General features: G+C 72.1%; 22 protein-coding genes. 6 read left to right on the top strand and 16 right to left on the bottom strand.

All coding sequences use genetic code 11. From position 1 onward, the window contains the following. Window positions 1–152 precede the first annotated feature (152 nt). From ACIBM5_RS28355 to groES, 3 genes are all read right to left on the bottom strand, one after another. On the bottom strand, window positions 153–971 hold the full coding sequence (locus tag ACIBM5_RS28355) for an SDR family oxidoreductase (protein WP_396009353.1): 819 nt from the start codon (window positions 969–971) through the stop codon (window positions 153–155). Between the two features lie 177 nt (window positions 972–1,148). After that, window positions 1,149–2,777: a chaperonin GroEL gene (groL, locus tag ACIBM5_RS28350; protein ID WP_391585366.1), complete on the bottom strand. Its 1,629-nt coding sequence runs from the start codon at window positions 2,775–2,777 to the stop codon at window positions 1,149–1,151. Window positions 2,778–2,911: 134 nt separating this feature from the next. Further along, window positions 2,912–3,220: a co-chaperone GroES gene (gene groES / locus ACIBM5_RS28345; RefSeq protein WP_161359282.1), complete on the bottom strand. Its 309-nt coding sequence runs from the start codon at window positions 3,218–3,220 to the stop codon at window positions 2,912–2,914. Window positions 3,221–3,465: 245 nt separating this feature from the next. Here groES and ACIBM5_RS28340 point away from each other — a divergent pair, with 245 nt between their 5' ends. Then, the gene (locus ACIBM5_RS28340) at window positions 3,466–4,644 is read left to right on the top strand and encodes a methyltransferase domain-containing protein (RefSeq protein ID WP_396009352.1); all 1,179 of its coding nucleotides are present in this window, start codon (window positions 3,466–3,468) and stop codon (window positions 4,642–4,644) included. 119 nt (window positions 4,645–4,763) lie between these two features. Here ACIBM5_RS28340 and ACIBM5_RS28335 read toward each other — a convergent pair whose 3' ends face one another. The 5 genes from ACIBM5_RS28335 to tsaB all read right to left on the bottom strand — a co-directional run bounded on the left by ACIBM5_RS28335 (window position 4,764) and on the right by tsaB (window position 9,049). Further along, complete coding sequence (locus tag ACIBM5_RS28335; protein WP_396009351.1) at window positions 4,764–5,663, bottom strand: polysaccharide deacetylase family protein; 900 nt, start codon at window positions 5,661–5,663, stop codon at window positions 4,764–4,766. Window positions 5,664–5,958: 295 nt separating this feature from the next. Beyond that, window positions 5,959–6,234: a hypothetical protein gene (locus ACIBM5_RS28330; RefSeq protein ID WP_396009350.1), complete on the bottom strand. Its 276-nt coding sequence runs from the start codon at window positions 6,232–6,234 to the stop codon at window positions 5,959–5,961. 45 nt (window positions 6,235–6,279) lie between these two features. Next, complete coding sequence (gene tsaD / locus ACIBM5_RS28325) at window positions 6,280–7,323, bottom strand: tRNA (adenosine(37)-N6)-threonylcarbamoyltransferase complex transferase subunit TsaD (RefSeq protein WP_391585370.1); 1,044 nt, start codon at window positions 7,321–7,323, stop codon at window positions 6,280–6,282. After that, window positions 7,316–7,804, bottom strand: coding sequence for a ribosomal protein S18-alanine N-acetyltransferase (gene rimI / locus ACIBM5_RS28320; protein ID WP_391585371.1), 489 nt, complete (start codon window positions 7,802–7,804; stop codon window positions 7,316–7,318). The genes tsaD and rimI overlap by 8 nt, the downstream gene beginning before the upstream one ends. Before the next feature lie 561 nt (window positions 7,805–8,365). After that, the gene (gene tsaB / locus ACIBM5_RS28315; protein WP_391585372.1) at window positions 8,366–9,049 is read right to left on the bottom strand and encodes a tRNA (adenosine(37)-N6)-threonylcarbamoyltransferase complex dimerization subunit type 1 TsaB; all 684 of its coding nucleotides are present in this window, start codon (window positions 9,047–9,049) and stop codon (window positions 8,366–8,368) included. Between the two features lie 212 nt (window positions 9,050–9,261). Here tsaB and ACIBM5_RS28310 point away from each other — a divergent pair, with 212 nt between their 5' ends. Together ACIBM5_RS28310 and ACIBM5_RS28305 are read left to right on the top strand one after the other, a co-directional pair. Then, window positions 9,262–9,885, top strand: a complete 624-nt coding sequence (locus tag ACIBM5_RS28310) for a L,D-transpeptidase (protein WP_396009349.1) — start codon at window positions 9,262–9,264, stop codon at window positions 9,883–9,885. 180 nt (window positions 9,886–10,065) lie between these two features. After that, window positions 10,066–12,390, top strand: coding sequence for a transglycosylase domain-containing protein (locus tag ACIBM5_RS28305; RefSeq protein WP_396009348.1), 2,325 nt, complete (start codon window positions 10,066–10,068; stop codon window positions 12,388–12,390). Between the two features lie 46 nt (window positions 12,391–12,436). Here the strand turns inward: ACIBM5_RS28305 and tsaE are convergent, their stop codons facing one another. The 6 genes from tsaE to ACIBM5_RS28275 form a co-directional block, all read right to left on the bottom strand. Then, window positions 12,437–12,955: a tRNA (adenosine(37)-N6)-threonylcarbamoyltransferase complex ATPase subunit type 1 TsaE gene (gene tsaE / locus ACIBM5_RS28300; RefSeq protein WP_396009347.1), complete on the bottom strand. Its 519-nt coding sequence runs from the start codon at window positions 12,953–12,955 to the stop codon at window positions 12,437–12,439. 161 nt (window positions 12,956–13,116) lie between these two features. Then, window positions 13,117–14,259, bottom strand: coding sequence for an alpha/beta fold hydrolase (locus ACIBM5_RS28295; protein WP_396009346.1), 1,143 nt, complete (start codon window positions 14,257–14,259; stop codon window positions 13,117–13,119). Then, window positions 14,256–15,416 (bottom strand): alanine racemase, encoded by a 1,161-nt coding sequence (alr, locus tag ACIBM5_RS28290; RefSeq protein WP_396009345.1) that lies wholly within the window; start codon window positions 15,414–15,416, stop codon window positions 14,256–14,258. The genes ACIBM5_RS28295 and alr overlap by 4 nt, the downstream gene beginning before the upstream one ends. A gap of 131 nt (window positions 15,417–15,547) precedes the next feature. Beyond that, window positions 15,548–17,014 carry an NAD(P)H-hydrate dehydratase gene (locus tag ACIBM5_RS28285; protein WP_396009343.1) on the bottom strand — a complete coding sequence of 489 codons (1,467 nt, stop codon included), beginning with the start codon at window positions 17,012–17,014 and terminating at the stop codon, window positions 15,548–15,550. A 12-nt stretch (window positions 17,015–17,026) separates the two neighbouring features. Further along, on the bottom strand, window positions 17,027–17,395 hold the full coding sequence (locus tag ACIBM5_RS28280; protein ID WP_391585379.1) for a holo-ACP synthase: 369 nt from the start codon (window positions 17,393–17,395) through the stop codon (window positions 17,027–17,029). Between the two features lie 167 nt (window positions 17,396–17,562). After that, window positions 17,563–18,534 carry an EamA family transporter gene (locus tag ACIBM5_RS28275; RefSeq protein WP_396009342.1) on the bottom strand — a complete coding sequence of 324 codons (972 nt, stop codon included), beginning with the start codon at window positions 18,532–18,534 and terminating at the stop codon, window positions 17,563–17,565. 111 nt (window positions 18,535–18,645) lie between these two features. On the opposite strand from ACIBM5_RS28275, the gene ACIBM5_RS28270 reads away from it, so the two are divergent. Further along, a complete protein-coding gene (locus tag ACIBM5_RS28270) occupies window positions 18,646–19,185 on the top strand; it encodes a MarR family winged helix-turn-helix transcriptional regulator (protein ID WP_396009341.1) in 540 nt (179 codons plus the stop codon). A gap of 99 nt (window positions 19,186–19,284) precedes the next feature. Here the strand turns inward: ACIBM5_RS28270 and glmS are convergent, their stop codons facing one another. Continuing rightward, window positions 19,285–21,135: a glutamine--fructose-6-phosphate transaminase (isomerizing) gene (glmS, locus tag ACIBM5_RS28265; protein ID WP_396009340.1), complete on the bottom strand. Its 1,851-nt coding sequence runs from the start codon at window positions 21,133–21,135 to the stop codon at window positions 19,285–19,287. Between the two features lie 93 nt (window positions 21,136–21,228). On the opposite strand from glmS, the gene coaA reads away from it, so the two are divergent. Further along, window positions 21,229–22,197 carry a type I pantothenate kinase gene (coaA, locus tag ACIBM5_RS28260; protein ID WP_396009339.1) on the top strand — a complete coding sequence of 323 codons (969 nt, stop codon included), beginning with the start codon at window positions 21,229–21,231 and terminating at the stop codon, window positions 22,195–22,197. Window positions 22,198–22,216: 19 nt separating this feature from the next. Continuing rightward, window positions 22,217–23,191 carry a DUF389 domain-containing protein gene (locus tag ACIBM5_RS28255; protein WP_396009338.1) on the top strand — a complete coding sequence of 325 codons (975 nt, stop codon included), beginning with the start codon at window positions 22,217–22,219 and terminating at the stop codon, window positions 23,189–23,191. A gap of 31 nt (window positions 23,192–23,222) precedes the next feature. Here ACIBM5_RS28255 and glmM read toward each other — a convergent pair whose 3' ends face one another. Continuing rightward, on the bottom strand, window positions 23,223–24,590 hold the full coding sequence (gene glmM / locus ACIBM5_RS28250) for a phosphoglucosamine mutase (RefSeq protein ID WP_391585385.1): 1,368 nt from the start codon (window positions 24,588–24,590) through the stop codon (window positions 23,223–23,225). Window positions 24,591–24,741 lie beyond the last annotated feature (151 nt).

The raw sequence follows: 24,741 nt of genomic DNA, 5'->3' as shown, positions 1-24,741 counted from the left end.
CCGCCCCGCGGGGCCCCGCCGCGCCCCGCGGCGGCTGTCAACCCTAAAACTCCCCCCCCAACCCCACCACCCGCGGCGGGCGCCCCCCCCCGGGGGGGGCCGCCCGCCGAGCTTCGTCACGCACGTGTCACCGGGTGCGGTCGGCCGGTCGGCTACCCGAACGCGGACATGTCCATCTCCCACACCTTCGGCCAGTCCTTGCCCCGGAACGCCGCGTCGGTGCCGCCGTCGCAGAAGACCACCGAGCCGACGAAGAACGTCGACTCGCCGCCGAGCAGGAACGCCACCAGCGCGGCGATCTCCTCGGGTCGGCCGCCCCGGCCGGCCGGGATCGTGCTCAGGAACATCTCCATGCCCTCGGCGGTCAGCGGGTCCTTGCGCCCCTCGGCCGTCATCGGGGTCTCGATCAGGCCCGGCGCGATGGCGTTCAGCCGGATGCCGTCCGCGATGTACTCGGCGCACCTGGTCCGCGCGTACCACGCGAGCGCGGCCTTGCTCGCCGGGTAGGCCTGAAGCGCGGCGAGTTCGCCGAACGCCTCGGTGGCCTTCGCCGCGCCCGCCTCGTCGCCCGCCAGACACAACTCGGCCACCTCGACCGGCCAGTTCGGCTGGGCCGTCGTGGAGTTGGAGCTGATCAGCACGACGGACGCGTTCGTCCCGGCCGCCAGCAGCGGGCGCAGCCCCTCCAGGAGGGCGATCGCGCCGAAGTAGTTCACCGCAATCAGCAGGCCGCCCGAGCGCCCGGTGGCCGCCGCCAGCCCGGCGAACGGCACGAAGCCGTCGAGCACGCCGCCGGACAGCTCGGTGACCTTCGTGATCGCCTCGGTGCGGCCCTCGGCGGTGCTCAGGTCCACCTCGACGTCGGCGTCGTGCAGGTCGACGCCGATCACCCGGTGACCGTCCGCCTCCAGCCGGGCCTTGGTGGCGGCGCCCAGACCCGAGGCCGCGCCGGTGATCGCGTAGGTACCCATGCTTCTCCTTCGATGGTGCTCGACCGACGGTGCTCGACGACAGTCGCCCGACCAGGCTTCTGACGGACCGTCAGTCAACGGCTCCGGGCACTCTCGCAGATCGGGCCGGCACCGGAAAGGCCGACGGGCCCGACCGCTGGAAAGCGGTCGGGCCCGTCGGGGGTGTCGCGGGTGAAACTAGTGCGAGTGGCCGTGGCCGCCGTGGCTGTGCGCGGCGGGCTCCTCCTCGGCCGGCTTCTCGACGACCAGGGTCTCGGTCGTGAGCAGCAGCGACGCGATCGACGCGGCGTTCTGCAGCGCGGAACGGGTCACCTTGACCGGGTCGATGACGCCCGAGTCGACCAGGTTGCCGTACTCGCCGGTGGCGGCGTTGAAGCCGTGCCCGACGCCGAGCTCCTGCACCTTGTTGACGATCACGTAGCCCTCGAGGCCCGCGTTCTCGGCGATCCAGCGCAGCGGCTCGACCGCGGCGCGGCGCACGACCGAGACGCCGGTCGCGATGTCGCCGGTCTGGCCGAGGTTGTCGGCGAGCACGGAGACGGCGTGCACCAGGGCGGTGCCGCCGCCGGCGACGATGCCCTCCTCGATGGCCGCGCGGGTCGCGGAGACCGCGTCCTCGAGACGGTGCTTCTTCTCCTTGAGCTCGACCTCGGTGGCCGCGCCCACGCGGATCACGCACACGCCGCCGGCCAGCTTCGCGAGGCGCTCCTGGAGCTTCTCGCGGTCCCAGTCGGAGTCGGTGTCGTCGATCTCGCGCTTGATCTGCTTGACCCGGTCGGCGATCGCGGCGGCGTCGCCGGCGCCGTCCACCAGGGTGGTCGCGTCCTTGGTGATGGTGATGCGACGGGCGCTGCCCAGCACCTCCAGGCCGACCTGGTCGAGCTTGAGGCCGACCTCGGGGGCGATGACCTGACCGCCGGTCAGGATCGCCATGTCCTCCAGCATCGCCTTGCGGCGGTCGCCGAAGCCCGGGGCCTTGACCGCGACGGCGTTGAACGTGCCGCGGATCTTGTTCACGACCAGGGTCGACAGCGCCTCGCCGTCGACGTCCTCGGCGACGATCAGCAGCGGCTTGGACGCGCCGGCCTGGATGATCTTCTCGAGCAGCGGGAGCAGCTCGGCGATGGCCGAGATCTTGCCCTGGTGGATCAGGATGTACGGGTCGTCGAGGACGGCCTCCATACGCTCCTGGTCGGTGACCATGTACGGCGACAGGTAGCCCTTGTCGAACTGGAGGCCCTCGGCGAACTCCAGCTCCAGACCCATGGTCTGGGACTCCTCGACGGTGATCACACCGTCCTTGCCGACCTTGTCCATGGCCTCGGCGATCAGCTCGCCGATCTGCTTGTCCTGCGCCGAGAGCGCGGCGACGGCGGCGATGTCGTCCTTGCCGTCGATCGCGCGGGCGGTCTTGAGCAGCTGCTCGGACACCGCGGCGACGGCGAGGTCGATGCCCTTCTTCAGGTCCATCGGGGCCGCACCGGCGGCCACGTTGCGCAGACCCTCGCGCACCAGCGCCTGGGCGAGCACCGTCGCGGTGGTGGTGCCGTCACCCGCGATGTCGTTGGTCTTGGTCGCGACTTCCTTGGCCAGCTGCGCGCCGAGGTTCTCGTACGGGTCCTCGAGCTCCACCTCACGGGCGATCGTCACGCCGTCGTTGGTGATGGTCGGGGCACCGAACTTCTTGTCGATCACGACGTTGCGGCCCTTCGGGCCGAGCGTGACCTTGACGGTGTCGGCCAGCGCGTTGACGCCGCGCTCCAGCGACCGTCGGGCCTTCTCGTCGAACTGGAGGATCTTCGCCATGAGGGTCTTCGTCCTTAAAGGTTGCTAGTCGACGTCGTACAACCGACTCCGCCCCGGGTCCACCGGCCGCGAGGGCAGGGCGATCCGGGGCGGGGTCGTCGAACCGTCACCGGTTCCGGCGCGTCAGCGCGATGTCACTTCTCGATGATCGCGAGCACGTCGCGGGCCGAGAGAACGAGGTATTCCTCGCCGTTGTACTTCACCTCGGTGCCGCCGTACTTGCTGTACAGCACGGTGTCACCGACGCTCACGTCGAGCGGCAGACGCTGACCGTCCTCGAAACGACCCGGGCCCACGGCCAGGACGACGCCCTCCTGGGGCTTCTCCTTGGCGGTGTCCGGGATCACGAGACCCGACGCGGTGGTCTGCTCGGCCTCAAGCGTCTGAACCACGATGCGGTCCTCGAGCGGCTTGATGGCAACCTTGGTGTTGGCGGTCGTCACGATGCGACCTCCCCCTTCGGAGATCTCACGGAAAAATGTCTGTCGGCGATGGGACAGATCCGTCGTCGCGGGTGCCGGACCTGCTCGTATCGCACTGGCACACTCATGGGGAGAGTGCCAGCACAGACACTAGGTGGCGGTTAGCACTCCGTCAACCAGAGTGCCAGATTCAGCGCGTCGGATCGCATTGTTCATACCGGTGGCCGTCGAATCGGCGGGCCGACGCGCTCGGCGAGAATGACCGCGTGCACACCGAAGCTTTCACCGCGCTGCTCACCGACGAGGGCCGTTCGCTGCTGGACCTGCTCGCCGACCACGCGGTCGGCGACGAGTTGTCGCTGGCCACCCGGCTGCGTCGGGAACACCCGCCCGAGCTGGTGGCCGCGGCGCTCACCCAGTCCCGGCTGCGGCAGCGCGGGCGGGCCAAGTTCGGCGCGGACGCGGCGCGGATGTACTTCACCCCCAACGGGCTGGAACAGTCCACCCGTACCTCGGTGGCCGAGCACCGGGCCGCCCGGCTGGTCGCGGCCGGCGGCATCGCCCGGGCCGTGGACCTGTGCTGCGGCATCGGCGGCGACGCGCTCGCGCTGGCCCGCGCCGGCATCGCCGTACACGCGGTCGACCTGGACCCGCTGACCTGCGCGGTGGCCCGGGCCAACGCCGAGGCGCTGGGCCTGGCCCGGCTGCTCACGGTCGAGTGCGCGGACGTGACCGAGGTGGACCTCGACGGCTACGACGCGGCCCTGATCGACCCGGCCCGGCGCACCGCGCGCGGACGCACCTTCGACCCGGAGGCCTATGCGCCGCCGTTCTCGTTCCTGACCACCCTCGCCGCCCGGGTGCCCTGCGGCGCGGCCAAGGTCGCGCCGGGCATCCCGCACGAGATCGTGCCCGCGGGCATGGAGGCCGAGTGGGTCTCCGATCGCGGCGACGTCAAGGAGGCGGTGCTGTGGTGGGGCCGGCTCGCGCACACCGCCCTGCGCGCCACCGTGCTACCCGGCGGCGCGGCGCTGACCTCGGGCCGGGCCCGCCCGGCGCCGGTGGGCCCGATCCGCCGTTACCTCTACGAGCCGGACGGTGCGGTGATCCGGGCGCACCTGGTGTCCGAGGTCGGCGAGTTGGTGGACGGCAACCTGGTGGACGAGACGATCGCCTACCTGACCTCGGACCGGCTGGTGGGCACGGAGTTCGCGAGCGTGTACGAGATCACCGACGTGCTGCCGTTCAACCTGAAACGGCTCAAGGCGCTGTTGCGCGAGCGCGGGGTCGGCAACCTCACGGTCAAGAAGCGCGGCTCGGCGGTCGAGCCGGAGGAGGTCCGCCGCCGGGTCAGGCCGACCGGCCCGAACGCGGCCACGGTGCTGCTGACCCGGGTGGCGGGCGCGCCCACGATGCTGATCGGGCAACCGGTGTCGACGGGGTAGGCGGGCGGCTTTCCGCCCGTCCCGCGGCCCCGCCGGGACCGCCGGGACCGCCGGGACCGCCGGGACCGCCGGGACCGCCGGGACCGCCGGGACCGCCGGGACCGCCGGACAAAGCCTGGCTAGCCGATGTAGTCCTCCAGGCGCGCGATCGTGTAGCCCTGGGCCTGGATCTTGCGCAGCATGTTGCCGAACATCTCGGTCATCGTGGTGCCCTTGAGTTCACTCGGCCCGCGGAAGTGGGCCAGGATGATGTCGCCCGGGTGCAGCTTCTTCTCCCCGACGTACTGCATGTCGTTGATCTGCATCGACTCCTGCCACTTCACGATGGCGTCGATTCCGCCGCAGCCGCCGGCCACCGTCTGCGTGGTCGCGTTCCAGTTGCCGTAGGGCGGGCGGAACAACGTCGGACGCTTGCCGTAGATCTCGGCGAGCCGGTCCTGCTGTCCGCAGATCTGATGCTTCTGCGCGTCCGCGCTCAGGGTCTTGAGGTCGGGGTGGGACAGCGTGTGGTTCTGCACCGTGGCACCCAGTGCCTGGAGCTTGCGGAAGTATTCCGGGTCCTGCCGCACGTAGGTGTCGTTGAGGAACATCGACACCGGGATCCGCAGGTCCCGCATCATGTCCAGGAACTCGGGGGCCTTCTCGGCCCCGTCGTCGATCGTGATGAACACGATCTTCTCCTGGGTGGGAATCTTCTCCACCACCGGCGGCTTGGCCCCGCCGGCCTTGATCGGCTTGACCGCGGGCGGTGCGGGCGGCGGCGCGAACGGCTTCAGATTCCACTTGGCGGCGAGCACGGCCGAGTCGGCGCCCGGGGTGTCCGGCTTCGCGGCGGGGGTGGGCTTGGCGGGGCCCGGGCCGGTGACCGCGCCGTCGGAGGGTCGCCCGCTCGCCTTGACCGACGCGGTGTCGTCGGAGCCGCCGCAGCCGGTCAGTGCGACCAGCAGCAGGCCGGCCACGCCGACCCCGATCGGGGCGAGGGCCGCACGCCGCCGCTTTTGTACCGTTCGATGCACCACTGTCGCCGGGGCCTTTCGCTCGCCTGGTCGGATCCGGCCCACGCTACGCGCCGCGGCGGCCTGTCACGGTCCGGACAAGCCCTGTCCAAGGGACTGTCGAAGGACTGTTGAGCAGCCGATGAGCTGGGCACACTCCCGGCAAGGCCAATGGCACGTGCGGCGGCACGCAGCCATCAGCCAAGGCACTCGACCCGCGTCCGGCTTGCGAATGGCCTCCTCGTCGGATGCGGGTCGAGTGTTGCGCGGACCCAGAGCGCGCCCGGAGCCGGTGCCGGCCCCTGACCGACTCCGCCGGTCACGGGCCGACGCTGAGCCGTTCGAAGCTCCACTCGTGCGGCGGTCGGGCAACCAGGGCGGCCGGCGGGTCGGGCAGCGGCACCGGCGAACCGGTCCACAGCGCGATCACCACCACCCGATCGCCGCCCTGTTCGTCCGTGGCGGCGAATACCTCGACCCGTTCCAGACCCGGCGCGCCGACCACGGCCGGCAGGGCCGACGCATGCACCCACTCGGCCAGCGCCGCCCCCCGACCGACCTCGGTCCTGGCCTCCCACATCGCCGCGATCGCCATCCGCTCTCTTCCGTTCGCTCGGACGTCTCGTGTGCGGCGGCGCCGCTACGAAAGTGCCTGCGACACCGTGACCGGCATCGAGGAGTCGGCCGGGATGGACAACGTGGATGGCGCCCGGTCCCGGGCGACCATCTCGGCGCCGAGCGCGGCGACCATCGCGCCGTTGTCGGTGCACAGGCCCGGTCGCGGCACCCGCAGGACGATCCCGGCCGCGTCGCAGCGCTCCTGCGCCAGCGCGCGCAGGCGGGAGTTGGCGGAGACGCCGCCGCCCATCATCAGGTGCTCGACGCCGTTCTCCTTGCAGGCCCGGATCGCCTTGCGGGTCAGCACGTCCACGACCGCCTCCTGGAAGGAGGCCGCGACGTCCGCCACCGGCACCGTCTCGCCGGCCCGCTGCCGGGCCTCGACCCAGCGCGCGACCGAGGTCTTGAGGCCGGAGAAGGAGAAGTCGAAGGGTGCGTCCCGCGGCCCGGTCAGCCCGCGCGGGAACGCGATCGCCGAGCGGTCGCCCTCACGCGCCCACCGGTCGATCACCGGTCCGCCCGGGAAACCGAGCCCGAGCACGCGCGCGACCTTGTCGAACGCCTCGCCGGCCGCGTCGTCGATGGTCGACCCGAGCGGCCGCACGTCGGCGGTGATGTCCGGGACCAGAAGAAGCGAGGAGTGCCCCCCGGAGACCAACAGCGCCATGCACGGCTCGGGCAGCTTGCCGTGCTCCAGCTGGTCGACGCACACGTGCGAGGCCAGGTGGTTGACGCCGTACAGCGGCTTGTCCAGCGCGACCGCGTAGCCCTTCGCCGCCGCGACGCCGACCAGCAGCGCACCCGCCAGGCCGGGACCCGAGGTCACCGCGATCGCGTCGATGTCGTGCATCGTGACGCCGGCGTCGGCGAGTGCCCGACGCACCGTCGGCACCATCGCCTCCAGGTGCGCACGACTGGCCACCTCGGGTACGACACCGCCGAACCTGGCGTGTTCGTCGACGCTGGAGGCAACCGCGTCGGCGAGCAGCGTGGTGCCGCGCACGATGCCGATGCCCGTCTCGTCGCACGAGGTCTCGATGCCCAGGACGAGTGGTTCGTCAGCCACCGGTGGCCGTTCCTTCCCGACGTTCCCGGAGATCGCAGCGCATCACCAGCGCATCCACGTTGGCGGGCTGGTAGTAGCCCCGCCGCACGCCGATCCCCTTGAATCCGAAGCGCTCATAGAGCGCCTGTGCGCGGGAGTTGTCCACGCGCACCTCCAGCAGTACGTCCCGACAGCCGCGTTCGACCGCCAGATCGAGCAGCTCGGTCAACAGGACCGCGCCCAGGCCCTTCCCCCACCGATCGCGGCGCACCCCGATCGTCTGCACGTCGCCCTCGTCCCCGATCACCGCGAGCCCGGCATACCCGGCCAGCCCCCCGGCGTCGTCCTCGGCGACCACGTAATAGCGCAACTCGGGCTCGGACAACTCGGACCAGAACATCCCGGCCGACCACGCATCCTCGACGAACAGCTCATGCTCGAGTCGCATGACGTCCTCGATGTCCCACCACCGCATCCGCCGCAGCCGAGGCCCGGTCTCCATGCCCGAAGTCTATCGACAGCCCAACCAAGCCCTCACCGCATCCAACCCCACCCCATCAAACCCTCAACCCCACCCACCCCAACCAAAACCCGAACCCGACAACCCAACCCAACCGACGCTTGAGGCCACCCAGCCTCGCCGGCGCTCGAGGCGAACCCAGCCCGGCCGGCGCATGAGGCCAAATCAGCCCCGCCGGCGCTTGAGGCGAAGCAGCCCGGCCGGCGCATGAGGCCAAGAAGCCCGGCCGGCACTTGAGGCCACTCAGCCCCGCCGGCGCTTGAGGCGAACCAGCCCGGCCGGCACTTGAGGCCACCCAGCCTCGCCGGCGCTTGAGGCGAACCAGCCCGGCCGGCACTTGAGGCCACCCAGCCTCGCCGGCGCTTGAGGCGAACCAGCCCGGCCGGCGCTTGAGGCCACCCAGCCTCGCCGGCGCTTGAGGCGAAGTAGCCCGGCCGGCGCTTGAGGCCAAATCAGCCCGGCCGGCGTTTGAGGCCACTCAGCCTCGCCGGCGCATGAGGCGAACCCAGCCCCACCGGCGCATGAGGCGAACCAGCCCGCCCGCTAGCCCCGTCCCCCCGGCCCAGCGGGCGTAACAACCTTGTACCCCACGGGAACCTGCGCATCGGGTCGACGCAGATACAACGGCTCGGGAGCAAGCAACTCGCCACCCCCCACCAGCCGTTCCACGGCGAACGCCGCCAGCGCCGCCGCATCCGGGTGCTCCGGCAACCGCACGTCACCGAACGCCGAGGCGTACAACGCGGCACCCGCACCCACCGCCGGCAGCCCCCGGACCTCCTCGCCCAGGTCCCCCGCCCGATCCACCGCCGGGCCCGCCACGCGCGCACCCGCCGCGTCGTACCGCGCCCAGTAGACCTCCTTGCGCCGCGCGTCGGTCGCCGCCACGAACGGCCCGGTGACCGTGCCGTCCCGACCCGCCGCGTACGCGAGCGCGTCCAGGGTGCACACGCCGTGCACGGGGATGCCGAGCGCGTCGCCCAGCGCGAGCGCGGTCACGATGCCCACCCGCAGGCCCGTGTACGGCCCGGGGCCCACCCCGACCGCGATGTCGGTGAGCTCGGCGCGGGTTCGACCCGCCGCCCGCAGCACGTCGACGATGCCGGGCGCGAGCAGTTCGCCCTGGCGACGTGCGTCGACCCGGGTGGAGTCGGCGAGTACGCCGGAATCGTCGTGGAGGGCGACCGTAACGGCCGGGGTCGCGGTGTCGAAGGCAAGCAGCAGCACCGCACCAGGCTACCGACCACACCCGGCCCTCCGACCACGACCGACCGCGCCCGCCCAAAAGGGCACAACTCCCGCACCGGGCAACCGCCCTTCCGCGTCCGCGGTGAGCGTCGGCCCCGGCGGCGAACGAAAAATGGACCCGGCTCCGACGCGCGGGCGGCACCTGCCGGCACCATGGAGGCCACCACACGGCGGAAGAGGGACCCAAGGCAATGGCGAAGCGGCTCAACCCGGGCGTGGCCGTCGCGGGCATCACCATCGCCGCGCTGGTCGGCGTCGGATTCCTCGCGGCACAGGCCGCGAACTCGGCACCGGAAAACCGGGGGATAGCGCGCACGAGCACGCCGACGCCGTCCGCCGTGTCCGGCGCACCCGCTCCCCCGGTCTACGTCCCGCCGCCCGTGCCCGCCAACTCCGGCACCGGCAAGCGGGTCGTCTACTCGCTCAAGGACAGCCACGTCTGGCTGGTCGACGAGGCCGAGCGCGTGCTGCGCGAGTACCGGGTCGTGAACGCGCCGGTCAAGCCGCAACCGGGCTCGTACCAGGTGACCCTGAAGAAGGAGGAGGCGCAGCCCGGCAGCGACGGCCTGCGGATCACCCACTCCGTGCGCTTCGGGGCGGTACAGGGCATCCCGCTGGGTTTCGCGGCCACCGACACCCCGCTGGACAAGATCGACACCGGCAACAAGTCCACCCCCTCCCCCAGCGGCACCGCCCGCCCGCGGACCTCCGCACCGCCCGCCAAGCAGAGCGCGGGCGTCCGCTCCAACACGGAGGACGGCGCCGCCCTGTGGGCCTTCGCCCCGGTCGGCACGCCGGTCATCGTGGTGCCCTGACCCGCACTCTGTCCGTTATGCCACGCCACGCCCACCGTTGCCCCACCCTGCAACCGTTTCCACGTATTGCCCCCATATCATCGGGACGATGATCCCTCCGGTCACACCGCCCCACGGGGCACACGCGACTGACCGGACAGGGGCCCGTCAGGGCAATGGCACCGAGGAAATGGTGGCGGCGTGGCGCACGACTCCTCCGGCCCGAGCAGTCCCGGCGACGTCCAGGGGCCGGCTCCCCGGCGCAGGCTGTTCGACTATCCGCGCAGCAATCGGCAGGGACTCCGGCGCTGGCTGCCCTCGTTCAAGCACCTGCTCACCTTCGTCCTGCTGGTGCTCTCCGGCCTGTTCGCCGCCGTCGGTCTGGTCTACGCGGTCACCCCGGTCCCGCACGCCGTCAACGCCCAGGCCCGGCAACAGAGCAACGTCTGGTACTGGAGCGACGGCACCGAGATCACCCGCACCGGTGCCACCAACCGGCAGACCGTGCCGCTGTCCGCGATCCCGATCGACGTGCAGCACGCGGTGCTGGCCGCCGAGGACCGTTCGTTCTACTCCAACTCCGGTGTCTCGATCACCGGCACCGTGCGTGCCCTGCTGCGCAACGCGGCGGGCGGCGGGGGCGGGCTCCAGGGCGGCTCGACGATCACCCAGCAGTACGTCAAGAACGTATACCTCACCCAGGAACAGACACTGGCGCGCAAGTTCAAGGAGGCGATCATCTCGGTCAAGCTCGATCGCACCGTCTCCAAGGACGACATTCTCGCCGGCTATCTCAACAGCGTGTACTTCGGCCGCGGCACGTACGGGATCGAGGCCGCCGCACAGGCGTACTACGGCATCGACGTCGGGCAACTCACCGTCGAGCAGGGCGCCTACCTCGCGGTGCTGCTGAACGCGCCCAGTGCCAACGACGTGCGCGACAGCACCGAGGCGGGCCGCCGGCGGGTGCTCGCGCGCTGGAACTACGTGCTGGACGGCATGGTCAAGGAGAAGTGGCTCGCTCCCGAACAACGCGCCGGCATGGTCTTCCCCGAACCCGTCGACCCGCGCCCGGCGGCCAACCTGGCCGGCGTCAACGGCTACCTGGTGGAGATGGCCAAGCGCTATCTGCTCGACCACAAGGTGGTCGACGAGGACCGCCTCGACGCGGGCGGCTATGCGATCACCACCACGTTCGACAAGGGCAGGACCGAGGCGCTGTACCGGACCGTGCAGGACCAGCTCGCCCAGTCGCTGGACCCGGCCGAGCGTTCGGCCGACGTCGGCGTGCGGGTCGCCGCCGCGTCCGTGGAGCCGGGTACCGGGCGGATCGTCGCGGTCTACGGCGGCCCGAACTACGTCAGGCAGTTCGTCAACGACGCCACCCGCCGCGACGTGCAGGTCGGCTCCACGTTCAAGCCGTTCGTGCTCGCGGCGGGGCTGCGCGACGGGGTGCAGGACGGCGACGGCAGACGCGACCGGATCAGCTCGCGCACGATGTACAACGGCAACGACAACGTGGTGATCCGCTACCCGAACGGCAGGCCCGTGCTCGAGGACGGCGTGCCGTGGCAACCCGGCAACGAGGACGGCGTCAGCTACGGGCAGATCACCCTGGCCCGGGCGATGGACAGGTCGGTGAACACCGTCTACACCCAACTCGGCATGGACGTCGGCCCCGACCGGGTGGTGCGGGCCGCGGTGGACGCGGGACTGCCCGCGAGCACGCCGGGCCTGCGACCGGTGCCCTCGGTCTCGTTGGGCACCTCCACCCCCAGTGCGCTGGACATGGCCTCGGCGTACGCCACCTTCGCGGCCGAGGGCAAGCAGCGCGACGCCTATCCGGTGGACAAACTGACCCGGTCCGGCGACTCGATCGACCTGCCCGAGCACGACGTGCAGGACGCCTACGACGACCGGCAGGCGAACGCCGTCACCCAGGTCCTGCGCGGCGTCGTGGACGGTGGCACCGGTTCTCGCGCACAGGCGCTGAACCGCCCGGCGGCGGGCAAGACCGGCACCACCGACGACAACCGCTCGGCGTGGTTCGTCGGGTACACCCCGGACCTGGCCACCTCGATGGGGATGTTCCGAGAGGACGCGAACACACACGCGTTCCTGTCCATGTCCGGGGTGGCCGGGCTGGCCCGGGTGGACGGCGGCAACCTGCCGACCCGGATGTGGACGACCTACATGCGGGCCGCGCTCGCCGGGCATCCGGTCGCCGAGTTCCCGGAGGACACCTCGGGCGGCCTCGGCGGCGCGGACACCAGCCTGGTGCCGCCGGACACCTCCGGCGCCACGCCCAGCGCCCCGGCCACCGCGAGCAGCGGCCCGCCGGCCGGCGGCGACACCGGCACCACCGCACCGCCGACCACACCCCCGGCGACCGGCACCCGTCCGCCGGCCGGCTCGGCCGGGCCGACCGGCTCCGGCGGCGCAGCGACCAGCCGCCCGCCCAGCCGGGCCCCGAACTCGCCCGATGTCCCGACCGCACCCGAGTCGCCGGCGGCACCCGGCCCGTGATCCGTCGCCCCCCGGAAACCGGTCGGCAGGTCGGGGGCTCGGCGGATCAGCCGGTCAGCGCGTCCAGATCGGCGCTCGCCCAGCGGGTACCGACCCCGGTCACCACGATCGTGCGCACCTCGTCGCCGGCGAAGTCGGTCGGGCTCCCCGCGAGCGCGTCCACGCCGGCCTGATCGCGCGCGATGGCGATCTCCAGGCGGTCCTCGGTCAGTTCCTCGACCATGCCCTCGCCCCACTCGACCACGGTCACCGACTCCTCCATCGAGGCGTCCAGGTCCAGGCCGTCGATCTCGGCGGTGACGTCGGCCGACCCGCCGAGCCGGTAGGCGTCCGCGTGCACCAGGGCCGGCCCGCCGACCTCGGACGGGTGTACCCGGGCGATCACGAACGTCGGCGAGGTCACCGCGCCGCGCACGCCGAGGCCGACCCCGATGCCCTGGGTCAGCGTCGTCTTGCCCGCGCCGAGCCCGCCGGACAACACGATCAGGTCGCCGGCCCGCAGCAGCTTCGCCAGGCGTGTGCCGAGCGCGCGCGTGTCCGCACCGCCGCCGACCGTCACCGTCACACTTCGCACCACTTCAGCACTCCCACCAGACCGAACTCGCGGGCCCGAACCGCCTCGGGTCCGCCGTCCCCGAGCCGGCCCCGATCGTGCTCGGGGTCGCGACTCGGGATCACCGCTCGGGATCACTGTCCATCAGGATCCCGCTCTCCGTCGATTCCGACCTATGCGGACGATTCGTCGCACGTGTGCCCACGGGATCGCCCGGCCCGCCGCTTCGGTGCCCGCACGGCGCGCGCGAGAAGCTCGCGCAGCGCCGCGTTCACCACCTCCGGGTGCTCCAGCGGGGTCAGGTGTCCCGACTGCGGCACGACCAGCAACTCGGCGTCCGGCAGCGCCTCCTTGATCGCCTCGCTGTGCGAGGCCGGCGCGATCAGGTCCCCCTCGCCGGCCACCACGAGCGTCGGCACATCCGCCAGCGCGGGCAGCGCGGCCAGCTTGTCGTGCGTCTCGAAGGCCGGGAAGAACTCGGCGATCACGTCGATCGGGGTGCCGGAGATCATGCGATCGGTGAAACGCACCAGGGTCGCGTCCACCTCGGAGTCGAACGCGTACCGCTCGGTGAACAGGTAGACCAGATCCCGGGCGGCCCGCCGGCCCGCCTCCACCAGTGCGGCCCGGCGGCCGAGCGTGCGCAACAATCCCGGCGCGACGCGGTGCACCAGCCGGGCGCCGGCCGCCGGGATGCCCAGCGTCACGGTCGCCCAGCGGCCCGCCGAGGTGTTCATCAGCGCGACGCCGATCACCCGGTCCCCGAACAGTTCCGGATGTTGATCGGCCAACGCCATGATGGTCATCCCGCCCATCGAGTGGCCGAGCAGCACCAGCGGCCCCTCGGGCGCCAGTTCGGTCAGCACCGTGTACAGGTCCGCGCCGAGGTGGTCGATCGTCGAGGTCTCCGGCGCGCCGCGGCCGGACCGCCCGTGGCTGCGCTGGTCGTACAGGACCAGCCGGTATTCCTCGCGCAGTTCGGCCCGCTGGTAGTGCCAGCAGTCCATGTCCAGGCAGTAGCCGTGGCACAGCACCACGGTCACCGCGGCGTCGAGTCTGCCGTCCACTTCGGCGTACAACTCGACGCCGTCGCCGGTGGTGACCACACGCGACTCGCCGCGCAGCGTGCCGAACTCGGCCAGCGCGTCCAACTGGGCCTCGGTGCGCCGGCGGAACGCCCGCCCGACGGTCATCCGCTCGATCGCCACGCCCGCGGCGGCACCGGCCGCGAGTACGCCGACCGCGGCGCCCAGGATGCCGGCCCGGCGGCCCAGCGCCCGCCCGCCGCCGGAGCCGCTCGGCACGGGGGTGGTCACGGCGCGACCGCCCCGGTGCCGGCCGTTCCGCTGCCGGCCGTTCCGCTGTAGACGCGAGGCACCCGCGCGCCGATCCGGGTGACGATCTCGTAGCTGATCGTGTCGATCGCCCGCGCCCAGTCCTCGGCGGTGGGCTCGCCCCGGTCGCCCGGGCCGAACAGGATCGCCTCGTCGCCCGCGGCGGCGTCGTCGTCACCGAGGTCGACCACGAACTGGTCCATCGCGACCCGGCCCGCGATGGTGCGTCGGCGACCGGCCACCAGGACCGGGCCGACGTTGCTCGCGTTCCTGGGGATGCCGTCCGCGTAACCGGTCGGCACCAGGGCGAGGGTGGTGTCCCGCTGCGCGACCCACGAGTGCCCGTAGGACACGCCGTGTCCGGCGGGCACCCGCTTGACCCCGGCCAGGCTGGCCGCCAGCGTCATCGCGGGGCGCAGTCCGAAGTCGGCGGGGCCGCCGACCTGCGGCACGGGCGAGAGGCCGTAGCTGACCAGACCCACCCGGACCAGGTCGAAGTACGCCTGCGGCAGCAGCAGGGTCGCGGGCGAGTTGGCCATGTGCCGCACCTCGGGGGTGACCCCGCAGCCCTCGGCGTGGGCCAGCATCGCGGTGAACTCGGCCAGCTGGGCCGGGACCGACGGGTGCCCGGGCTCGTCCGCGCAGGCGAAGTGCGACCACAGGCCGACCACCTCGACGGAGCCGTCGGCCTGCGCCTTGAGCCCGGCGTCCACCAGGGCCGGCCAGTCGGCGGGCGTGCAGCCGTTGCGTCCCAGGCCGGTGTCGGCCTTGAGGTGCACGCGCGCGGTGCGGCCGGCGGCGCGGGCGGCCTCCACCACCTCGCGCATCGCCCAGAGCCCGCTCACCGAGATGTCCACGTCCGCGCGCACCGCGTCCTCGAACCTGTCCCCGGGGGCCCACAGCCAGGTGAGCACCCGGCCGGTGTCGCCCGCCGCGCGCAGGCCGAGTGCCTCCTCGACCACCGCCGTGCCCAACCACGTGGCGCCGGCCTCGCGGGCCGCTCGCGCGCACGGGACCATGCCGTGCCCGTAGGCGTCCGATTTGACCACCGTCATCACCGCCGCCGAGCCCACTCGCGCGCGCACGGCCGCGATGTTGCCCCGAATCGCATCGAGATCGATCCGCGCCTCGGCACGCATGTGGCTGGTGGTCCTTCCGACGACGGTCAGCGACGAGAGTCCGGACCGTGGTCCCGGACGGATCCGGGACCGGGCGTCCCGGAGTTCGAGAGTCCCAGTGTGGCAGGCCCGTGCCGGGCCGGCGTTCCCTGTCACGTGCCTGTGACGTCCGCCCACACCGTGGGCAGCGCCCTGATCAGGTCCGGAGCGGTCACCGGGCCGGGCAGCGCACGGGCGGCCAGGCCGTGCAGATAGGCGGCCACCGAACCCGCGTCCAGCGCATCCAGGCCCGCCGCGAGCAGCGCGCCGGCCAGGCCGGAGAGCACGTCGCCGCTACCCGCGGTGGCCAGCCACGGCGTGCCGGTGGGATTGATCCGGGCCCGGCCGTCGGGCGCGGCGACCACCGTCGTGGTGCCCTTGAGCAGCACCACGCAGTCGTGCAGCGCGGCGAGTCGACGTGCGTGTTCCAGCCGCTCGGCCTCGATCCGCTCGCGGGTCGTCTCGATGCCGGCGGCGGCGAACAGGCGCACCGCCTCGCCCGCGTGCGGGGTCAGCAGGGCGGGGGCCGACCAGGTGCCGGGCTTCGTCCGAGCCAGCAGGGTCAGCCCGTCCGCGTCCACCAGCACGGGCACCTGCGAGCGCAGCACGTTCGTCAGGCGCGCCTCGGCGTCCGGATCGGTGTCCAGTCCCGGACCCACCACCCACGCCTGCACCCGGCCCGCGTCGGCGGGCGCCGCGGTGGTGGCCAGCGTCTCCGGCCAGGCCGCGAGCACCGGGCCCAGCACGTCCGCGGGGCCGGCGCAGCGGACCGCGCCCACGCCGCCGCGCACGGCCGCGCCGACCACGAGCACCGCCGCGCCGGGATATCTGGGCGAGCCGGCGACCACGCCGAGCACCCCGCGGGAGTACTTGTCGCTCTCGGCCGAGGGCTCGGGCAACAGTCGGGCCACGTCCGCGTGTTGCAGGACGGTCAGCCGCGGGTCCGGCAGGTGCGGGTCGAGCCCGATGTCGACCAGGTGCCGCACCCCGGCGTGTCCCGCGCCGGGGTCGACCAGCAGGCCGGGCTTGTAGGTGCCGAACGTGACCGTCACCTCGGCGCGCACCGCGGCGCCCTCGACCCGCCCGGTGTCCGCGTCCACCCCGCTGGGCACGTCGACGGCGACCACGATCGCATCCCGTACGTGCGCGAGCAGTTCGGGCGCGGGCGGGCGCAACGCACCGCGGCCGCCGATCCCGACGATCCCGTCCAGCACCAGGTCGGCCCGTCCGAGCAGGTCGATCAGATCGGACCGGGCCGGCTCGCGGGCGTCCCACACCCGCACCCCGGCCCGCCGCGCCGCGGCCAGGCCGCCCGGGTGCGCCCGCTCCGGCGCGAGCAGCAGCGCATCCACCCGCGCCCCGCGTCGGGCCAGCAGGCCGCCCGCGTACAGGGTGTCCCCGCCGTTGTCGCCGCTGCCCACCAGCAGTGCGACCCGCGCGCCGTACACCCGGCCGAGCACCCGTACGCACGTGTTCGCCAGTCCCGCCGCGGCGCGCCGCATCAGCGTGCCCTCGGGCAGCGTGGCCAGCAGCGCGGCCTCCGCGGCCCGTACCTGTCCGACTTCGTGCGCTGCCCGCATGCGGACGCCCCCTCAGCCCTCGGCGATCACGACAGCGGAAGCAATGCCCGCGTCGTGGCTGAGCGACACATGCCAGTGCCGCACGCCCAGTTCGGCGGCCCGGGCGGCCACGGTGCCACGGACCGCGAGCAGTGGCCGGCCGGATTCCCCGGTGGTCACCTCGGCATCGCACCAGTGCAGCCCGCCGGGCGCGCCGAGCGCCTTGGCCAGTGCCTCCTTGGCGGCGAACCGGGCGGCCAGCGACGCGACGCCGCGTTCCTGTCCGGGGCGCACCCAGCGCTCGCCCTCGGTGAAGAGCCGATCGGCCAATCCCGGGGTCCGTTCCAGCGACTGCCCGAACCGCGCGATGTCCGCCACGTCGATACCCACACCGATGATCACACCCAGAGCGTACAAACACCGCCTGCGAACACCGCCTACAGACACCGCCCGCGAACACCGCGGACCCGCCCGGGCCGAGCCCACCCGGGTCCGGGCACACACGCATCCGGGCCGCATCCCGCGGGGGATGCGGCCCGGTGGGCTCGCCGTGTGGTCGTGCCGTCGGGTCACGAGGCCTCGACGACCTCGGCCCGGTTCCGCTCCTTCGTCTCGACATCCGCGACCCGGGTGACCGGCAGGTCGACCCGCACCTCGGTGCGGCGCTTGGGCTGCCGCTGTCCGAGCAGCATCGCGCCCAGGGCGATCACCAGTCCGAGCACCTGGAGCGGGGTCAGCGTCTGGCTCAGCACGACCAGGCCGGCGAGGGTGGCGACCACCGGGTTGACCAGGCCGAGGAAGGACGCCACGCCGGCGCCGAGGCGCTCGATGCCGCGGAACCACAGCACGTAGGCGAGGGCGGTGCCGATCAGGACCAGGTAGCCGAAGCCGAGCAGGTTGCGGCCGGTGGGCACCGGCGGCATGCCCTCGATCGCGAACATCAGCGGGACGATCACCATGCCGCCGACGGTGAGCTGCCAACCGGTGGTGGCGAGCAGCGAGACGCCCTCGGGCCGGCCCCAGCGGGCCGACATCACCACGCCCGTCGCCATCAAGGTGGTGGCCAGCAACATCAGTCCGACGCCGATCGGGTCGATCCTGGCCTGCGAGCTGAGCACGAGCAGGGCGACCCCGACCACGCCGCCGACCCCGGCGAGCAGCACCCGCGCCTGCGGCCGGACCTTGAGGATCAGGAACGACAGGCCCGCGACGATCAGCGGCGTCACCGCGCCGATCGTGGCCGCGACCCCGCCGGGCAGCCGGTAGGCGCCGGCGAAGATCAGCGGGAAGAACAGCCCCACGTTGAGCATGCCGAGGACGAACGACCGCCACCACCACACCCCCGTCGGCAGTCTTCCGGACAGGGCGACCAGGAGCAGGCCCGCGGGCAGCGCCCGCACGCCGGCGGCGAGCAGCGGGCGGTCCGCCGGAAGCATCTCCGTGGTCACGAGGTAGGTGGTCCCCCACGTGGCCGGGGCCACGGCCGTCGCCAGGAGCATCCCCACCCGACCGAGTCCCTTGCTACCACCCTGAACCGCCATGACTTCACCTCAACGTTAGTTTTGCGAACAGCGACTATCTGAACGTTGAGATAATTAAATACCTTGGATCTGCGAGCGTCAAGTAGATGAGCGTTGAGATAAATTGGTGGCATGACCGAACGCGACACACACGACGTGGACACCCGCGACGCCATCGACGACGTGTGGGACCAATGGCACCGCGAGCGCCCCGACATCGATCGGAGCAGCCTGGACGTGATGGCGGCCGTCGGTCGGATGAACCGGCTGCGCCGGCACATCGACCAGACGTTGCGTACCTACTTCGCCCGGTACGGGCTCGACTTCTCCGAGTTCGACGTCCTGGCCACCCTGCGCCGCTCCGGCGGCGTCGAGGGGGTCAGCGCAGGCTCCCTGCTGCGCTCGGCGATGGTGACCTCGGGCGCGATCACCAACCGGGTGGACAAGCTCACCAAAAAGGGGCTGGTGGAGCGCTCGGTCAGCGCGGAGGACCGCCGCTCGGTCCTGGTCAAGCTGACTCCCGAGGGGGTCCGGCTCGTGGACGACATCCTGCTCGGCCACCTGGAGAACGAGGGGCGTTTCCTCGCCGTGCTCGACGAGGCCGAGCGCGACCAGCTCAACGGCCTGCTGCGCAAGCTCCTGATCGCCCAGGGCGACACCCACCTCGGCTGATCCGGACGAGCGCCCACCAAAATCCCGCCCCACCACGCAAAAGCCGCCCCGTGCCTCCTCGTTCGAGCAGGCACGGGGCGGCCGGCGGGCCGGGTCGAACTACTCGACCGTGACCGACTTCGCCAGGTTGCGCGGCTGGTCCACCTCGTGGCCCTTGGCGGTGGCCAGCTCACACGCGAACACCTGCAGCGGCACGGTGGACACCAGCGGCTGGAGCAGCACCGGCGTGACCGGGATGCGCACCAGGTGGTCGGCGTACGGCACGACCGCCTCGTCGCCCTCCTCGGCGATCACGATGGTGCGCGCGCCGCGCGCCCGGATCTCCTGGATGTTGGACACGATCTTGTCGTGCAGCACCGAGCGCCCGCGCGGCGACGGAACCACCACCACGACCGGCAGGCCCTCCTCGATCAGCGCGATCGGGCCGTGCTTGAGCTCGCCCGCCGCGAAGCCCTCGGCGTGCATGTACGCCAGTTCCTTGAGCTTGAGCGCACCCTCCAGGGCCACCGGGTAGCCCACGTGCCGACCCAGGAACAGCACCGAACCGGCGTCCTTGAGCGATCGGGCCAGTTCGCGCACCGGCTCCATCGTGTCCAGGACCTTGTCCACCATCTCCGGCATCGCCGCGAGCTGCTCGATCACCTCGGTGATCTCGTCGCCCCACTTGGTGCCCCGCACCTGACCCAGGTACAGCGCGACCAGGTAGCACGCGACCAGCTGGGTCAGGAACGCCTTGGTCGAGGCGACCGCGACCTCGGGACCGGCGTGCGTGTACAGCACGGCGTCCGCCTCGCGCGGCATCGTCGAGCCGTTGGTGTTGCAGATGACCAGCACCTTGGCGCCCTGCTCGCGGGCGTGCCGCTGGGCCATCAGGGTGTCCATCGTCTCGCCGGACTGCGAGATGGTCACCACCAGCGTCTGCCGGTCCAGGATCGGGTCGCGGTAGCGGAACTCGCTGGCCAGCTCGACCTCGCAGGGCACCCGGGTCCAGTGCTCGATCGCGTACTTGGCGATCAGCCCGGCGTGGAAGGACGTGCCGCAGGCGATGATCACGACCTTGTCGATCTCGCGCAGCACCTCGTCCGCGATCCGTACCTCGTCGAGCACCAGGCGCCCGTCGGTGCCGATCCGGCCGAGCAGCGTGTCGGCGACCGCCTTGGGCTGCTCGGCGATCTCCTTGAGCATGAAGTAGTCGTAGCCGTCCTTCTCGGCGGCCGACACGTCCCAGTCCACGTGGTACTCGCGAAACACCGCCGGCGCACCGTCGAAGTCGGTCACCGTGATCGTGTCCCGGCGCAGCTCGACCACCTGGTCCTGGCCCAGCTCGATCGCCTCGCGCGTGTGCTCGATGAACGCGGCCACGTCCGAGGCGAGGAAGTTCTCGCCCACTCCGCGACCGACCACCAGCGGCGAGTTGCGACGCGCGCCGACCACCACGTCCGGGGCGTCCGCGTGCGCGGCGACCAGGGTGAACGCGCCCTCCAGGCGGCGACACACCCGGCGCATCGCCTCGGCCAGGTCCCGGCCCGCGCCCGGGAACTCCTCGGCCAGCAGGTGCGCGACCACCTCGGTGTCCGTCTCGGAGCTCAGCTTGTGCCCGCGCTCGGCCAGCTCGGCCCGCAGCGCCGCGAAGTTCTCGATGATCCCGTTGTGTACGACGGCGACCCGGCTCGCGTTGTCCAGGTGCGGATGCGCGTTCGCATCGTTGGGCGCACCGTGCGTGGCCCACCGCGTGTGGCCGATGCCACACGTCCCCACCGGGAGCGGCGCCTCGGCCAGCGCACCCACCAGGTTCGCCAGCTTCCCCGCGCGTTTCTCGCTCACCAGGGCACCGTCGGAGAGCACGGCCACCCCGGCCGAGTCGTAGCCGCGATACTCCAGCCGCTTGAGCCCGCCGATGACCACATCCAGCGCCGATTGAGCGCCCACATATCCCACAATCCCGCACATGGGGGCCAGCCTACGGGGTCGACATCGGGCCGGCGGAAACACGTTCGACGGCCCGGCGACGGGTCGCGGGCGCGCACTCGGGACAATGGACACGTGCACTCCTTCGCGGCTCAGGGGCCGGCTCGCGACCTGTCCCCCTTCGTCGAACTCGACCGCGCCGCCTGGACCCGGCTTCGGGCCGGGACGCCGCTCCCGCTGACCGCCGACGAACTCGAACGCCTGCGCGGCCTGGGCGACGTGGTCGATCTCGACGAGGTCTCCGACGTCTACCTGCCGCTGTCCCGGCTGCTGAACCTCTACGTCGGCGCCACCCGGGGCCTCGGCCGCGCGCTGACCACCTTCCTGGGCAACGGCGACAACCCGGGGATACCGTTCGTGATCGGCGTCGCGGGCAGCGTCGCCGTGGGCAAGAGCACCACCGCGCGCATCCTGCGCGAACTGCTCGCCCGCTGGCCCGACCACCCGCACGTCGAACTGCTGACCACCGACGGCTTCCTCTACCCCAACGAGGAGTTGGAACGCCGCGGGATCATGCACCGCAAGGGCTTCCCGGAGTCCTACGACCGACGCGCCCTGGTCCGCTTCGTCGCCGACGTCAAGGCGGGCAAGCCCGAGGTCACCGCGCCGGTGTACTCGCACCTGACCTACAACATCGTGCCGAACGAGCGACTGACCATCCACCGGCCCGACATCCTCATCGTCGAGGGCCTCAACGTGCTGCAACCCGCGTCGCCCACCGCGGACGGCCGGCCCCGGCTCGCGCTGTCCGACTTCTTCGACTTCAGCGTGTACGTGGACGCCCGCACCCAGGACATCCGCCGCTGGTACCTGGAACGCTTCGTCAAGCTGCGCCAGACCGCGTTCCGCGACCCGGCCTCGTACTTCCGCAAGTACGCGGTGATGACCCCCGACGACGCGCTGCGCTACGCGGAGAACACCTGGGCCACGATCAACGAGGCCAACCTGGTGCAGAACATCCGCCCCACCCGCGCCCGGGCCACCCTGGTCCTACAGAAGGACGCGGACCACTCGGTGAGCCGACTGCGGCTGCGCAAGCTGTGAGCCCGAGTACCTTCACGGGATGTTTCATCTACGCCTGATCGTGCCCGCCGACCGCAGTGCCGCGGTCCGCGACCTGCTGCTCACCGAACCCGGCGCCACCCACCTGGTGGTGTGGCCGGGCGCCGCGGTGCAGCCCGCGGGCGACGTGATCGCCTGCGATCTCGCCCGCGAGGCCACCAGCACGGTGCTCGCCGAACTGCGTGCGCTGGACCTGCACGAGGACGGCTCGATCGCGCTCGAGGACCTGGACGTGATGTTGTCCCGGTCCGCGGACCGGGCCGAGCAGGACGCGCCGGGCGACAGCGCCGACGCCGTAGTGTGGGAGGAGATCGAGGAGGCCACCTCGGAGGAGTCCGTGCTCTCCGTGACGTTCCTGGCCTTCCTGGCCCTGGCCACCATGATCGCGGCGTGCGGTGTACTGCTCGACAACCCGATCCTGATCGTCGGCGCGATGGTGGTGGGACCGGAGTTCGGCCCGCTCGCCGGACTGTGCGTGGCCGCGGTACAGCGCCGGCCCCGGCTCGCCGGCCGCAGTGCGCTCGCCCTGCTGGTCGGCTTCCCGGTGGCGATGGCGGCCACCATGGGGTTCACCGCACTGTTGGACGCGCTCGGCCTGTTCGACCGCGACATGCTCGAACGCCCGCGCCCGCTCACCGAGTTCATCTTCCAGCCGGACTGGCTCTCGTTCTGGGTCGCGTTGCTCGCCGGCGTCGCGGGCATGCTCTCGCTGACCAGCGCCAAGTCCGGCGCGCTGATCGGCGTGCTGATCTCGGTCACCACCGTGCCCGCCGCGGCCAACGCGGCGGTGGCGATCCGGTACTCCGACTACGCGCAGGCGGCCGGCTCGATGGGCCAACTCGGCCTGAACCTGGCCGGCATCGTGCTCGCGGGCACCCTCACCCTGCTCGTCCAGCGCGGCTTGTGGAGCCTTCAGGCCGCCCGCGGCAAGCGGCGACCCCCGCCGGCATCGACTGGGGTCGCCAAGTCTTCCTGATGCCGGGGGAGTTCGACTCCGCCGGAGACGGTCAGTCGAGCGCGAGCAGGGTGCGCACGACCTCGGCCAGGCCGGTCGCCTCGTCGTGTGCCTGGTCGTGCGTCTGCGCCTCGACCATCACCCGGACCAACGCCTCGGTACCCGACGGGCGCAGCAGCACCCGACCGGTGTCGCCCAGGCGCTCCTCCACCAGTGCGACGGCCCGGGCCAGTTCGGGCGTGGTGTGCACCCGGGTGCGGTCCACTCCGGCGACGTTGACCAACATCTGCGGCAGCCGGGTCATCACCGAGGTCAGCTCGTGCAGCGGCTTGCCGGTCTCCGCGACGCGTGCCAGCAGGCGCAGCGCGGTCAGCGTGCCGTCGCCCGTGGTCGCGTGGTCCAACAGCACCACGTGGCCGGACTGTTCGCCGCCCAGGGACAACCCCGAGGCCTGCATGGCCTCCAGCACGTAGCGGTCGCCGACCGCGGTCTCCACCATCTTGATGCCCGCGGCCTGCATGGCCAGCTTGAGCCCGAGGTTGGACATCACGGTGGCCACCAGCGTGTTCTCCACGAGCTGCCCGCCGTCGCGCATCGCCAGCGCGAGCACCGCCAGGATCGCGTCGCCGTCGACCAACTCGCCGCGCGCGTCCACCGCCAGGCACCGGTCCGCGTCGCCGTCGTGCGCGATACCCGCGTCCGCACCGTGCTCGACCACCGCGGCCGCGAGCGCGTCCATGTGTGTGGAACCGCAGTTGTCGTTGATGTTCAGGCCGTCCGGCTCCGCGTGGATCGCGATCACCTCGGCCCCGGCCCGGCGCAGCGCGTCCGGTGCCACCGCCGAGGACGCGCCGTTCGCGCAGTCCACCACGATCTTGAGCCCGTCCAGGCGATGCGGCAGCGAGGACAACAGGTGTTCGACGTAACGCTCGTGGCCCTCGGGGTGGTCCTGCACCCGGCCGACCCCGGAACCGGTGGGCCGCTCCCACGCGGTGCCCAGCAGCGCCTCGATCTCGTTCTCCACCTCGTCCGGCAGCTTGTGCCCGCCGCGCGCGAAGAACTTGATCCCGTTGTCCGGCATCGCGTTGTGGCTCGCCGAGAGCATCACGCCCATGTCCGCGCCGAGCAGCCCGGTCAGATAGGCGATCGCCGGCGTCGGCAGCACCCCGGCGCGGTACACGTCCACGCCCGCCCCCGCCAGACCCGCGACCACGGCGGCCTCCAGGAACTCTCCGGACGCCCGAGGGTCACGACCCACCACGGCGAACGGCCTGCGACCGTGCCCTGATTGCGGAATCCCGTCCCGACCGCGTGAGCCCAGCACCCGCGCGGCGGCGACCGCGAGATCGAGCGCCAGTTCCGCGGTCAGCCGGCCATTCGCCAGGCCACGCACGCCGTCCGTACCGAAGAGTCGTCCCACAGTTGGATCTCCCGCATACATTCCGGATGTCTCGGACACTACCTCGCGACGCCACCCCCGCAGGAGTACCGCCGGAAAACGCATCAGGCCCCGGGGGCACGAACCGTGCCCCCGGGGCCTGATGACGCTGCAAACAGCCGCAGAGGGTGCT

The organism is Embleya sp. NPDC050493 (assembly GCF_044458105.1).
Lineage (GTDB): Bacteria > Actinomycetota > Actinomycetes > Streptomycetales > Streptomycetaceae > Embleya.
Note: the sequence above shows the minus strand (reverse complement) of the source record. Positions and strands in the feature narration are given on the sequence as shown.

Excerpts from the sequence above, each read along its gene's own strand:
- ACIBM5_RS28285 (WP_396009343.1), bottom strand. The coding sequence starts at position 17,014 with ATGCGGGCAGCGCACGAAGTCGGACAGGTACGGGCCGCGGAGGCCGCG.
- groL (WP_391585366.1), bottom strand. The coding sequence starts at position 2,777 with ATGGCGAAGATCCTCCAGTTCGACGAGAAGGCCCGACGGTCGCTGGAG.
- ACIBM5_RS28275 (WP_396009342.1), bottom strand. The coding sequence starts at position 18,534 with ATGGCGGTTCAGGGTGGTAGCAAGGGACTCGGTCGGGTGGGGATGCTC.
- rimI (WP_391585371.1), bottom strand. The coding sequence starts at position 7,804 with ATGGAGACCGGGCCTCGGCTGCGGCGGATGCGGTGGTGGGACATCGAG.
- ACIBM5_RS28355 (WP_396009353.1), bottom strand. The coding sequence starts at position 971 with ATGGGTACCTACGCGATCACCGGCGCGGCCTCGGGTCTGGGCGCCGCC.
- ACIBM5_RS28330 (WP_396009350.1), bottom strand. The coding sequence starts at position 6,234 with ATGGCGATCGCGGCGATGTGGGAGGCCAGGACCGAGGTCGGTCGGGGG.
- alr (WP_396009345.1), bottom strand. The coding sequence starts at position 15,416 with ATGCGTGCCGAGGCGCGGATCGATCTCGATGCGATTCGGGGCAACATC.
- ACIBM5_RS28270 (WP_396009341.1), top strand. The coding sequence starts at position 18,646 with ATGACCGAACGCGACACACACGACGTGGACACCCGCGACGCCATCGAC.
- ACIBM5_RS28255 (WP_396009338.1), top strand. The coding sequence starts at position 22,217 with ATGTTTCATCTACGCCTGATCGTGCCCGCCGACCGCAGTGCCGCGGTC.
- glmS (WP_396009340.1), bottom strand. The coding sequence starts at position 21,135 with ATGTGCGGGATTGTGGGATATGTGGGCGCTCAATCGGCGCTGGATGTG.
- ACIBM5_RS28310 (WP_396009349.1), top strand. The coding sequence starts at position 9,262 with ATGGCGAAGCGGCTCAACCCGGGCGTGGCCGTCGCGGGCATCACCATC.